This is a genomic window from Vibrio sp. 11-4(1) (assembly GCF_013048625.1).
In the GTDB taxonomy this organism is placed as follows: domain Bacteria; phylum Pseudomonadota; class Gammaproteobacteria; order Enterobacterales; family Vibrionaceae; genus Vibrio; species Vibrio diabolicus.
Window position 1 is genome coordinate 412,028 of record NZ_VHSY01000003.1, and the last position, 12,255, is coordinate 424,282.

The window sequence follows — 12,255 nt, forward strand, 5'->3', positions numbered from 1 at the left end:
ACGATGAAAAGTTTATGGAAAAGCAAAGTGGCTTCTTTAATTCTCTTCGCAGGAGTGGCAATGGCCGCTCCTACGATGGCAAAAGAAGCTCCTCAGTTATCAGATCGGACATTTCGAACCGTCAACAAAGTGCAAGAGTTGATCGCAACTGAAAAATATTCAGCAGCGAAAGAAAAACTAGCAAGCGCTTTAGAAAGCACAAGTTCGAAAAAATACGACCGAGCAGTTTTACTTCAGCAAACGGGCTTTTTGTATTCGCTACAAGACAATTATGTGCAAGCCGCGAAATACTTTGCCGAGGCATTAAAGCTCGATGCGCTTCCCGTTCCAGTCGCTCAACAAGTTCGCTACAGCTTGGCTCAACTTTACCTAGCTGAAGAGAAGTACACGTTGTCTGTGAAAACGATGAAGGAATGGTTCAAAGTTGCAGAAACAACCAAAGAGAAGCCTCAAGCTCATGCTTATATCACGTTAGCAAGCGCTTATGTCCAGTTGGAAGATTACAGAAATGCAATCCCACCAACCAAAAAAGCAATTGCGATGAGCAAGAACCCAAGTGAGTCTTGGTACTTAATTCTCGTTGCCTCTCACTACGAGTTAGGCCAGCTGAAAAGCGTTGCCAGTGTGCTTAAAACCCTTACTTCAAAGTACCCTCAGAAAAAGCGTTATTGGATGCAACTTTCTGGCGTTTATATGGAGTTGGGTCAAGAGCAAAACTCTTTAGCAACCTTAGAAATGGTTTACAAAATGGGGAAACTGGAAGGAGAGAAAGAGTACTTACGTTTTGTAAACTTCTTAGCTTACCAAGGTATTCCATATAAAGCGGCCAAAACTCTTGAGAAGGAGATGGCATCTGGAAACATTGAAAAGACGAAGGAAAACTATGATCGCTTGGCCAGCTTCTGGCAGCAAGCTAAAGAGCTAGATAAATCGATTCTCGCTTATAAAAAGTCATATAACATCGCTCCTTCTGCTAAAACGCAAATTCAGATTGCTCGCTTAATGGTACAAGACAAGCAGTATTCTGAAGCGACTCGCTTTGTAGAAAACGCAGCATCGAATGCCTCTAAAGAGCAAAAGGCAGAACTTGAATACATTCGCGGAATGGCCTATTTCGAGCTTAAGCAGCCACAAAAGGCCTTACAGGCAATGAAAGGCGCGGCTCAATCGCCAAAATTTAGGTCTACCGTTAGCCCTTGGATAAATTTCCTAGAGTCTCAAGGATAATTCGAAGATTAAGTGTGAGTCAGTCGCACGCCTGGGGAAGTGAAAGCTTCCCCTTTTTTCGTTTGTTTGTGCGCACGCGAGCTCTTTTCAACATTTAAGTAAGACGAAAAGATCAACTGGTAACAAAATAGAGATCATGATACTCTTCGCCTCCATTTTTCTGGCGGGATTATCACCAATATCCATCCCTTTGGTGGTTGATTTATCATTGCCAGTGCTATCGTTATAAGAATGTCGGACTTTCCTTCGGCACTCAATCAATCCAATCAAAAGTGGAACAGTACAATGGGCAAAGGTACTCTCTATATCGTATCTGCACCTAGCGGCGCAGGTAAATCTAGCTTGATCTCAGCGATGTTGGAACGCAATCCAACCTACGCAATGAAAGTGTCTGTGTCTCATACCACGCGTAACATGCGACCTGGTGAAGAAAATGGTGTCCACTACCATTTTGTAGCGAAAGATGAGTTTGAAGCCCTGATCGCTAAAGGTGACTTCCTAGAATACGCTGAAGTGTTTGGTAATTATTACGGCACCTCTCGTGTGTGGATTGAAGAAACGCTAAATAAAGGTATCGACGTTTTTCTTGATATCGACTGGCAAGGCGCACGCCAAATCCGTGAGCAAATGCCTGAAGCCAAAAGCATCTTCATCCTGCCACCATCAAACGGTGAGCTAGAGCGTCGCTTGAACACTCGTGGTCAAGATAGCGATGAAGTGATCGCAAAACGTATGGCTGAAGCCAAGTCAGAAATCTCTCATTACAGCGAATACGACTACGTGATCGTAAACGACGATTTTGATACCGCTTTGATGGACTTTAAAGCCATCTTGCGTGCAGAGAGATTGAAGGAAGAAAAGCAAGCTGCTAAATATAAAGGTATGCTTGACGCGTTGTTAGCAGAGTAACTTCAAAAAAGTCACGCTGTAAAACATAAAGAATTTTTCGTTTTTTGCTCAGTGCGAAAAACACAATAAACTACCTGAGAAAGTCCACAAACGGTGGCTTGTCTAATTGCTAGTAAATAAAGTAGTTAGGTTGTATACTTTCTCGTCATTCTAAAATTTTAGTTAACTATTTGGAGTCCTCATGGCACGCGTAACTGTTCAAGACGCTGTTGAAAAAGTTGGCAACCGTTTCGACCTAGTACTGATTGCGGCTCGCCGCGCTCGTCAAATGCAAACTGGCGGTAAAGATGCACTAGTGCCAGAAGAGAACGATAAGCCAACGGTTATCGCTCTACGCGAAATCGAAGAAGGTTTAATTACTAAAGAAGTTCTAGACGCTCGTGAACGTCAAGAACAGCAAGAGCAAGAAGCGGCAGAGCTAGCGGCAGTAAGCAGCATCGCTCACAACCGTTAATTCTGACTTTAGAATTCAACAACCTCCCGGGCCTATAATTTGTATCTATTCGATAGCCTCAAAGACGTTGCCCAAGAATACCTAACAGAGCCTCAGATTGAGGCTCTGCGTCAATCTTATGTGGTAGCGAGAGATGCCCATGAAGGGCAAACCCGCTCTAGCGGTGAACCATACATCATCCACCCTGTCGCTGTGGCTCGTATCTTGGCCGAAATGCGCCTTGATATCGAAACCCTCCAAGCTGCTTTGCTGCATGACGTCATTGAAGACTGTGATGTAACTAAAGAAGATCTCGAAGAGAAATTCGGCAACACTGTCGCAGAATTGGTTGATGGTGTATCTAAACTGGACAAACTCAAATTCCGCGATAGGAAAGAGGCTCAGGCTGAGAACTTTCGTAAGATGGTTCTGGCCATGGTGCAAGATATCCGCGTCATTCTGATCAAACTGGCTGACCGCACGCACAACATGCGTACGCTTGGCGCGCTTCGACCAGATAAAAAACGTCGTATTGCTCGTGAAACGTTAGAGATTTACGCGCCACTCGCTCATCGTCTTGGTATTCACAATATCAAAACCGAACTCGAAGAGCTGGGCTTTGAAGCGCTATATCCCAACCGCTACCGCGTACTAAAAGAAGTGGTAAAAGCGGCACGCGGCAATCGTAAAGAGATGATCCAACGCATTCACAGCGAAATAGAAGGCCGTCTGCAAGACTTCGGCTTGAATGCTCGCGTCGTTGGTCGTGAGAAAAACCTGTTCTCTATCTACAACAAGATGAAAACCAAAGAACAGCGCTTTCACACCATCATGGATATCTATGCGTTCCGAGTCGTTGTTGATACCGCTGATACTTGTTATCGCGTTTTAGGCCAAGTACACAGCTTGTATAAGCCACGTCCTGGTCGCATGAAAGATTACATCGCGGTACCAAAGGCAAACGGCTATCAATCGCTACACACTTCCATGGTTGGCCCACACGGCGTACCTGTTGAAGTACAGATCCGTACTGAAGATATGGATCAAATGGCGGACAAAGGTGTCGCGGCGCACTGGTCTTATAAAGACAAAGGCGACAAATCTGGCACCACTGCGCAAGTGAAAGCTCAGCGTTGGATGCAAAGCCTGTTAGAGCTACAACAAAGCGCGGGTAACTCATTCGAATTCATTGAAAACGTAAAATCCGATCTTTTCCCAGATGAGATTTACGTCTTCACACCAAAAGGTCGTATCGTTGAATTACCTTTAGGCGCAACGGCCGTCGACTTTGCCTATGCCGTACATACCGATGTAGGCAACTCTTGTGTTGGTGCTCGTGTTGACCGTAACCCTTACCCATTGAGTAAGGCATTGAAAAACGGTCAGACGGTGGAAATTATCAGTGCCCCTGGTGCGCGTCCGAATGCGGCATGGCTGAACTATGTCGTGACTTCTCGTGCCCGCACTAAGATTCGTCAAGTACTGAAAACGATGCGTCGTGAAGAGTCGATTACTTTAGGTCGTCGCCTACTTAATCACGCACTTGGCCGCCACTCGATTGATTCAATTTATCCAGAAAATATCCAAGAAGTCTTGAATGATCTTCGCCTAGAAAGCATCGATGATTTATTGGCAGCTATTGGTTTGGGTGAGTTGATGAGTATTGTGATTGCACGTCGTCTCCTTGGTGATACCGAAGAGCTCACGACAACAAGCTCAATCCCAACGGACTCGAAGAAGAAGCTTCCGATTCGTGGCGCAGAAGGCTTATTGCTGACGTTTGCAAATTGTTGTCATCCTATCCCAGATGATCACATTATTGCTCACGTATCGCCTGGTCGTGGTTTAGTGGTTCACCGAGAAACATGTCCGAACGTTCGTGGTTATCAGAAAGAGCCAGATCGTTATATGGCTGTCGCTTGGTCTGAAGACTACGATAAAGAGTTCATTGCTGAACTTAAAGTCGACATGCTTAACAACCAAGGTGCTCTTGCAGAACTGACCAACGTGATCTCGAAAACAGGGTCAAACATTCATGGTCTTTCAACGGAAGAACGTGATGGTCGTTTGTACACTGTGACTGTGCTGTTGACGACGAAAGATCGCGTCCACCTTGCTGGCATCATGCGTAAGATTAAGGCAATGCCTCAAGCAACCCGAGTCAGACGCAGAAAGAACTAACCTCTATCGCCACCTACCCTGTTAGGTGGCGATTTTTTATACCTCAATAAATATGAACCTAGAACGTTACAACCGCATTCACCAAGTCCTAAAAAATCGCCAAACTGATCTGACACTTTGTCTCGAAGAAGTGCATAAGCCAAACAACGTCTCTGCCGTGATCCGCACCGCTGACGCGACAGGCCTACACAAAGTTCATGCCATTTGGCCTGACAAAATGCGTACGCTGAGCCATACATCAGCTGGCGCACGTAACTGGGTTGAAGTGGATACTCACGATTCCATTGAAACTGCGATTACCGAACTGAAAGCGCAAGGTATGCAGGTTTTGGTGACCAATCTTTCGGACACCGCCGTCGATTTTCGCGAGATCGACTACACCAAACCAACGGCCATTATTTTAGGCAGCGAAAAAGTTGGCGCTTCAGAGCAAGCCAAACAGCTTGCCGATCAAGACATAATTATCCCGATGGTAGGCATGGTGCAGTCACTAAACGTATCGGTTGCCAGTGCCGTAATTTTGTATGAAGCGCAACGTCAACGTGAAGCCGCAGGCATGTACGACCGAGAAGAAAGCGCTCTACCTAAAGAGACAATCAACCGTATTCTCTTTGAACGTGGTCACCCAGTGCTGGCAAAAGTCGCGAAACGCAAAAGGCTCGCTTACCCGCCACTCGATGACGAAGGCCAAATCATCGCCGATGATGCGTGGTGGCAAGAGATGCAAAGCAAGTAACAGACTTTCGTCATCCTGAACAGCGACGAAGGAGCGTGATTCAGGATCTAATTCTCAAATATACAGATGCTGATAGTGTTAACTTCAACGACATACTTGTTGGAAATAGATTCCTGATGTCGCTAGGCTCCTCGGAATGACAGGTTATCAGTCAAATCATGACACTAACTAAAGCATGACTATTTTTTCCTGTACAAAAACACAGCTCCATGGTTAACATACTGCTATGTTAACCATTTTCTTGAGCCCTCTATGTCCGCCCAAATGTTATCTGCCGTCCCATTAACCTCCCTTTCTGGGGTTGGCGCGAAAGTCGCAGAAAAACTCGCCAAAGTTGGCTTACATAGCGTTCAAGATTTGCTGTTTCATCTTCCACTGCGCTACGAAGATCGTACCCGTATTTATCCTATTGCTAAACTGCATGCCGGCCTTTGGGCGGCCGTGCAAGGCAAGGTCATGGCAGTCGATACCATCTTCGGTAAGCGCAAAATGTTAACGGTAAAAATCAGCGACGGTAATGGCACTATCACGCTGCGCTTTTTCAACTTTACCGCGGCCATGAAGAACAATTTCACACAAGGTAAGTTAGTACATGCTTACGGTGAAATTAAGCGCGGTGGCATGGGCTTGGAAATTGTTCATCCTGACTACAAGTTTTACGTCAGCGATCAAAAGCCCGATGTAGAACAGAGCTTAACCCCTGTTTATCCCACCACCGATGGTTTACGCCAAATCACATTACGCAACCTTACCGAACAAGCTTTAGCTCTGCTTGATAAAACTGCAGTTCAGGAATTACTTCCAGCGGGGTTGTATGACCATCAAATCACGATGTCGCAAGCGCTACACACCATTCATCGCCCACCACCAACCATTAATTTAGATGAATTTGACGAAGGCAAACATCCTGCCCAAATACGCTTGATCATGGAAGAGTTGCTCGCACAAAACTTATCGATGCTGGCGGTTCGTAGCAAAGGCCAGAAGGATTCAGCGTTACCTCTCGGTCCTTGCAATAAACTAAAAACGCAGCTTTTAGCCCAACTGCCTTTCTCTCCTACGAACGCTCAAACCCGAGTAGTACAAGAGATTGAAGCCGATCTAGAAAAACCGCACCCAATGATGCGATTAGTGCAAGGTGATGTGGGATCGGGGAAGACGTTGGTTGCCGCTCTGGCCGCCGTTCGTGCCATTGAGCACGGCTATCAGGTGGCACTCATGGCACCAACCGAACTATTGGCTGAGCAACACGCGATCAACTTCGCCAACTGGTTTGAAACCATGGGCATTCAAGTCGGTTGGTTAGCGGGCAAACTCAAAGGTAAGGCAAAGGAAGCCGAGCTGGCTCGCATTGCCAGTGGTGAAGCACAAATGGTAGTGGGTACTCACGCGCTATTCCAAGAGCACGTTGAATTTCATCACCTTGCTTTGGTCATCATTGATGAACAGCACCGCTTCGGTGTCCATCAGCGATTAGAGTTACGTGAAAAAGGCGCAAAACAAGGCGCCTACCCACATCAGTTGATCATGACGGCAACGCCTATTCCTCGCACGTTAGCGATGACCGCATACGCTGACCTGGAAACTTCCGTGATTGACGAACTGCCTCCGGGTCGAACGCCGATTCAAACCGTCGCCATTCCTGACACAAAACGTGACGACATCGTCGAGCGTGTCCGAAATGCCTGTTTAAACGAAGGTAAGCAGGCATATTGGGTGTGTACTCTGATTGATGAGTCGGAAGTATTAGAAGCACAAGCCGCGGCTGATACCGCTGAAGAGCTTCAACGTAAGCTACCGGACGTAAAAATTGGTCTAGTACACGGCCGAATGAAGCCGGCAGAGAAACAAGCGGTGATGCAAGATTTCAAAGACAATAAACTGCATTTGCTGGTCGCAACAACAGTGATTGAAGTTGGCGTGGATGTGCCAAACTCTAGCTTGATGATCATAGAAAACCCTGAACGTCTTGGTTTGGCACAATTACACCAGTTGAGAGGTCGCGTGGGCCGAGGTTCCGTTGCTAGCCATTGTGTGCTGCTGTACCACTCTCCACTGTCGAAAACCGCGCAAAAACGTCTCGGAGTACTACGTGAAAGTAACGATGGTTTCGTCATTGCACAAAAAGACTTAGAGATTCGTGGCCCAGGCGAACTCTTGGGTACAAAACAGACTGGTCTTGCTGATTTCAAAATCGCAGACTTAGTTCGAGATCAACGTCTGATTCCCGAAGTTCAGCGCATTGCGCGTCATATTCATGACAATTACCCGACTAACGCAACAGCAATTATTGATCGCTGGTTGGGTGAGCGGGATATTTACTCCAAAGCATAGTGATTAAAAGCGAGCCAAATGGCTCGTTTTTTAATACGCTAAAAACCAAAGCAATCGTTTGCTTTTTAGGTAAATCTCTCTATAATCGCGCACAAATTTTTAAGTGTGTTGCATCACACTCCACCAACCTGAGTTGACTCTGATTAACAGCAATCACAGGTAACGACGTCAACTCCACCCTGCTCTCCCATTCAGCGAGATCTGGGAATATATTGCGACTAGCGAGACAAACAATGACAACTTCAAACCGATCTTCGGAACTGGTCTATCAACTCAATGATCAACCACCTTTGCCTCAAACCATTTTTGCCGCACTTCAGCACTTATTGGCGATGTTCGTCGCGGTTATCACTCCGTCACTGATCATCTGTCAGTCTTTGGGTGTACCAGCAGACCAAACGAATACCATCATCAGCATGTCTTTATTTGCGTCAGGCGTGTCTTCGTTTATTCAAATTCGCACCTTTGGCCCAATTGGCTCTGGTTTACTCTCTGTTCAAGGCACCAGCTTTAACTTTTTAGGTCCTATTATTGGTGCAGGCCTATCGCTGAAAGCAGGTGGAGCAGACATCAGCACCATGATGGCAGCCATTTTTGGTACGATTTTAGTGGCATCATTTGCAGAGATTTTCCTATCTCGCGTATTAGAGCATGCCCGTCGCATTATCACTCCGCTCGTTTCAGGCATTGTCGTCACTCTTATCGGCCTCACACTGATTCAGGTCGGCTTAGTATCAATGGGCGGTGGCTACGCAGCATTAAATGAAGGCACATTCGGCAGCTTAGACAAACTGGCGCTCGCTGGAACGGTACTTGGCTTAATTGTGATATTAAACCGCTCTAAAAACCCATACATCCGTGTGGCTTCGATTGTGATTGCGATGCTAGTAGGCTACATCATGGCGTATTTTATGGGGATGGTAGATACTTCTCAGCTAGGCACAACCGAGATCGTAGCACTGCCCGTACCAATGCAATATGGCTTATCGTTTGACTGGTCTCTGTTCATTCCGCTGGTGCTGATTTTCTTTATTACCGCACTAGAAGCCATCGGCGATATTACCGCCACATCCGAAGTGTCTGGCGAGCCAGTCAAAGGCCCAGTGTACATGAAACGCATTAAGGGTGGTGTGTTAGCAGACGGCTTAAACTCTGCAATCGCAGCCGTGTTTAACAGTTTCCCGAACTCCACCTTTAGCCAGAATAACGGCATCATTATGCTAACAGGGGTTGCGAGCCGTTACGTGGGTTACTTTATTTCTGGCATGTTAGTGATTCTTGGCTTGTTTCCTGGTGTCGCTAGCTTTGTTCAGCTGATTCCTGAGCCAGTACTTGGTGGCGCAACGATTGTCATGTTTGGTACGATTGCTGCCGCTGGTGTACGTATTATCTCTCGTGTTGAGCTCGATCGCCGCGCAATTCTGATCATGGCCTTATCCTTCTCAATGGGGCTTGGTATCGCGCAAAAACCAGAGATTCTGCAATTCATGCCAGAATTTATTAAGAGTATTTTCTCCACTGGCGTTGCTGCAGGTGGTATCACAGCGATCATTTTAAACCTACTTCTGCCAGAGAAACTGGAAGACGAAGATGAACTTCCTCAAGAAGTAAAAGAGTCTTAATAAGATTGTAGAGAAAAGCAAAGCCCAACCTGTTTAGGTTGGGCTTTTTGTTTTAAATGGTACAGTCACCGACTTACTTGGTAGGAAAGCTGATTTGAGCGATTAAACCGCCTTCACTGCGATTACGCATCACCACAGAGCCTGAGTGCTGGCTGATTATACGCTTCACTATCGCCAGCCCAAGCCCTGTACCTTCACTGCCGCGAGCTGTATCACCACGCGTAAAGGGTTCAAATAATTTTGCGATTTGAGAATGCTCGATACCCGGTCCGTTGTCTTCTACCGATATCCACACTAGTTGCTTATCTGCCGTCACACCAGTACTGATTTTGACCCAGCCATTGCCGTAACGCAGTGCATTGACAACTAAATTGCTGATCGCCCGTTTAATCGCAATGGCGCTTCCTTTAGCTGGCGGCAGGTTAGGATTAAGATCCGTTTCAATTTCAGCCTCATAACCACCTTCCGAACTGGCGACATCACTGGCAATCGTACTGATATCCACAGGTTCAAACGATTCTTTGTTCACCGGTTTGAGGTAGTCCATAAACTGACTAATGATCTCATTGCACTCTTCCGTATCGCTAATGATCCCTTCAGCAAGGTAGCTGTCCTCGGGAGACATCATTTCTGTCGCTAAGCGAATGCGCGTCAGCGGTGTTCGCAAGTCATGGCTAATCCCCGCCATTAATAGGGCGCGATCTTCTTCGAGCTCCTGAATGCCTTTGGACATTTGATTAAACGCTCGGGTTACAGAGCGAATTTCCGATGCGCCTTTTTCTGCCAACGGTGGCGGGATTTCACCTCGACCGACGTCTTTCGCGGCTCTCTCTAAAGCCAAAAGTGGGCGGTTTTGTAAACGAATAAACAACCAACCACCAGCAATGATCAGCAGCGCCATAATCAAGCTGTTACGAAACAGCGGTGCAAAATCTTCTTCTTGCAGCTCAGATAAAGGAATACGAATGATGGAGTTCGGCAACTTTTCGATGTGCATCCACAAGATGTAACTTTCATCACCAAGCAATAAGCGCACTTCGGTCGGCGAACCTAGCTCTTGGCTCATTTCTTCAGACATCAAATCAATCGACATCGCGTGATGAAATTCAACCGCTTTATCGCTGTCAAGGCTGTGAACCGTCACCCCCAGCCTTTCTAATAATTGACGTCTCAGCGGTGCATCAGATTTTAATGGCCCTTCATCATCAAGCACCAAATTGAGCTCATGGGCGAGAATTTTATTGAACTGCTGCAAACTCGGCATCAACGCGTAGTTAAAAACGGCGTAGTAAGAGAAAACTTGGCTAGCGAGAAGCAAAGAGATGAACAGCAGAATAGATTGTGTCAGTGAACTTCGGATGCGCATGAAACGTTCCTGGTGGTCCTAATCGCGAAATTTCAGCCTTCGAAGGGAAGGACTTGAAGGCTGAAGTTGCTATAGCCAAGTGCTGGCTATGGAGTGAGGAGATTACACCTCTTTGCCGTCTGGGACGAAAACGTAACCTAACCCCCACACGGTTTGAATGTAGCGTGGCTTGCTTGGATCGTCTTCTAACATGCGACGCAAACGTGAGATTTGCACGTCAATAGAACGTTCCATCGCAGAATATTCACGGCCACGTGCCATGTTCATCAATTTGTCTCGTGACATCGGCTCTCGCGCATTCGTCACGAGCGCTTTCAGGACAGCAAACTCTCCTGAGGTCAGTGGCATTGCCTCGTCACCGCGGAACATCTCGCGAGTGCCTAGATTGAGTCGGAACTCGCCAAACTCCACTACTTTTTCTTCGGTGCTTGGCGCGCCCGGCAACTCTACGGTTTGACGGCGTAGTACGGCTTTAATGCGAGCGAGTAATTCACGTGGGTTAAATGGTTTTGGCAAATAATCATCCGCCCCCACTTCCAGACCCACAATGCGGTCCACTTCATCACCTTTCGCGGTGAGCATTAAGATTGGCAGCATGTTGTTCGCGTGGCGTAGACGACGACAAATCGACAAACCGTCTTCACCTGGCAACATTAGGTCCAGCACCATTAAATGAAAGTTTTCGCGCGTTAGTAGGCGATCCATCTGTTCGCCATTAGCGACACTTCGGACCTGAAAACCTTGCTCAGAAAGGTAACGCTCCAATAGAGCACGTAAACGAGCATCGTCATCAACCACTAAAATTTTATGATTTTCTTGCATTGAAACATCCTTTCAGAAGCATCTATTGTCGAAAATGTATCACTGTTTTTCCTAACGTGCTCAAGCAAATTGTTACTCTTTTTATCTTAAGCGCTTTATTTTCTCTCTAGCAGGTATTTTCAGCACCTACTATTGGCCATAATTCCATTCCAGTTCACGTTTGGCTTCAAGCAACTCTTGCTGTGCCTCAGCCAATTTGTGACGTTTTTTCTCGATTTTGTCTGCTTTCCCTGAGCGCTGCGCTTCCGCTAGTTCTTGCTCACGCTCCTCAACGTCTCGCGCCTTTTCGTCCACTTCCGCTTGCAGTTCTTGACGCAGTTCACCTTCCGAACATTCATTCTGGATAGCGATAAGTGCCTGTTCTAAGCCTTTAATTCGATGTTCATTACCTTGTGCTTTCGCATACTCAAGCTGCTGTTCTACCGCTAACTCTTTGGCGTCACAGCCTTTCACTTCATCTTGAGCAAAAACTGAGAGTGAGAATCCTATTGTTAGTGCAGCGCTACACATGACTGCTTTGTTCATTTTACTTCTCCGAGAAAGGCACCATGCCTTTGTATTCAATAAGCTGACGTTGAGACTCAAGTCACTTCCAGCGAACTTCAAGAGACTTGAATCGGTGATA

10 protein-coding genes are annotated in these 12,255 nt (G+C 46.5%); 7 read left to right on the forward strand and 3 right to left on the reverse strand.

Going from position 1 to position 12,255, the window contains the following annotated elements; all coding sequences use genetic code 11:
- The first annotated feature begins 3 nt into the window (after positions 1-3).
- The 7 genes from FKN16_RS08310 to FKN16_RS08340 all read left to right on the forward strand — a co-directional run bounded on the left by FKN16_RS08310 (position 4) and on the right by FKN16_RS08340 (position 9,442).
- Positions 4-1,227, forward strand: a complete 1,224-nt coding sequence (locus tag FKN16_RS08310) for a hypothetical protein (RefSeq protein ID WP_170892257.1) — start codon at positions 4-6, stop codon at positions 1,225-1,227.
- 285 nt (positions 1,228-1,512) lie between these two features.
- Positions 1,513-2,136, forward strand: coding sequence for a guanylate kinase (gene gmk, locus FKN16_RS08315; protein ID WP_005394946.1), 624 nt, complete (start codon positions 1,513-1,515; stop codon positions 2,134-2,136).
- A gap of 181 nt (positions 2,137-2,317) precedes the next feature.
- Positions 2,318-2,590 carry a DNA-directed RNA polymerase subunit omega gene (gene rpoZ / locus FKN16_RS08320; RefSeq protein ID WP_005379346.1) on the forward strand — a complete coding sequence of 91 codons (273 nt, stop codon included), beginning with the start codon at positions 2,318-2,320 and terminating at the stop codon, positions 2,588-2,590.
- 39 nt (positions 2,591-2,629) lie between these two features.
- A complete protein-coding gene (gene spoT, locus FKN16_RS08325; RefSeq protein WP_005379340.1) occupies positions 2,630-4,750 on the forward strand; it encodes a bifunctional GTP diphosphokinase/guanosine-3',5'-bis pyrophosphate 3'-pyrophosphohydrolase in 2,121 nt (706 codons plus the stop codon).
- Positions 4,751-4,802: 52 nt separating this feature from the next.
- Positions 4,803-5,486 (forward strand): tRNA (guanosine(18)-2'-O)-methyltransferase TrmH, encoded by a 684-nt coding sequence (trmH, locus tag FKN16_RS08330; RefSeq protein WP_170902461.1) that lies wholly within the window; start codon positions 4,803-4,805, stop codon positions 5,484-5,486.
- 252 nt (positions 5,487-5,738) lie between these two features.
- On the forward strand, positions 5,739-7,820 hold the full coding sequence (recG, locus tag FKN16_RS08335; protein WP_170902462.1) for an ATP-dependent DNA helicase RecG: 2,082 nt from the start codon (positions 5,739-5,741) through the stop codon (positions 7,818-7,820).
- Between the two features lie 233 nt (positions 7,821-8,053).
- Positions 8,054-9,442: a nucleobase:cation symporter-2 family protein gene (locus FKN16_RS08340; RefSeq protein WP_170902463.1), complete on the forward strand. Its 1,389-nt coding sequence runs from the start codon at positions 8,054-8,056 to the stop codon at positions 9,440-9,442.
- Positions 9,443-9,515: 73 nt separating this feature from the next.
- Here the strand turns inward: FKN16_RS08340 and envZ are convergent, their stop codons facing one another.
- The 3 genes from envZ to FKN16_RS08355 form a co-directional block, all read right to left on the reverse strand.
- Entirely contained in the window at positions 9,516-10,808 is a 1,293-nt protein-coding gene (gene envZ / locus FKN16_RS08345; RefSeq protein WP_047009400.1) for a two-component system sensor histidine kinase EnvZ, read from the reverse strand.
- Between the two features lie 102 nt (positions 10,809-10,910).
- The gene (gene ompR / locus FKN16_RS08350) at positions 10,911-11,630 is read right to left on the reverse strand and encodes a two-component system response regulator OmpR (RefSeq protein ID WP_005394960.1); all 720 of its coding nucleotides are present in this window, start codon (positions 11,628-11,630) and stop codon (positions 10,911-10,913) included.
- 129 nt (positions 11,631-11,759) lie between these two features.
- On the reverse strand, positions 11,760-12,155 hold the full coding sequence (locus FKN16_RS08355; protein ID WP_104968953.1) for a DUF1090 domain-containing protein: 396 nt from the start codon (positions 12,153-12,155) through the stop codon (positions 11,760-11,762).
- Positions 12,156-12,255: the final 100 nt, after the last annotated feature.

Excerpts from the sequence above, each read along its gene's own strand:
- FKN16_RS08310 (WP_170892257.1), top strand. The coding sequence starts at position 4 with ATGAAAAGTTTATGGAAAAGCAAAGTGGCTTCTTTAATTCTCTTCGCA.
- gmk (WP_005394946.1), top strand. The coding sequence starts at position 1,513 with ATGGGCAAAGGTACTCTCTATATCGTATCTGCACCTAGCGGCGCAGGT.
- rpoZ (WP_005379346.1), top strand. The coding sequence starts at position 2,318 with ATGGCACGCGTAACTGTTCAAGACGCTGTTGAAAAAGTTGGCAACCGT.
- trmH (WP_170902461.1), top strand. The coding sequence starts at position 4,803 with ATGAACCTAGAACGTTACAACCGCATTCACCAAGTCCTAAAAAATCGC.
- recG (WP_170902462.1), top strand. The coding sequence starts at position 5,739 with ATGTCCGCCCAAATGTTATCTGCCGTCCCATTAACCTCCCTTTCTGGG.
- FKN16_RS08340 (WP_170902463.1), top strand. The coding sequence starts at position 8,054 with ATGACAACTTCAAACCGATCTTCGGAACTGGTCTATCAACTCAATGAT.
- envZ (WP_047009400.1), bottom strand. The coding sequence starts at position 10,808 with ATGCGCATCCGAAGTTCACTGACACAATCTATTCTGCTGTTCATCTCT.
- ompR (WP_005394960.1), bottom strand. The coding sequence starts at position 11,630 with ATGCAAGAAAATCATAAAATTTTAGTGGTTGATGACGATGCTCGTTTA.
- FKN16_RS08355 (WP_104968953.1), bottom strand. The coding sequence starts at position 12,155 with ATGAACAAAGCAGTCATGTGTAGCGCTGCACTAACAATAGGATTCTCA.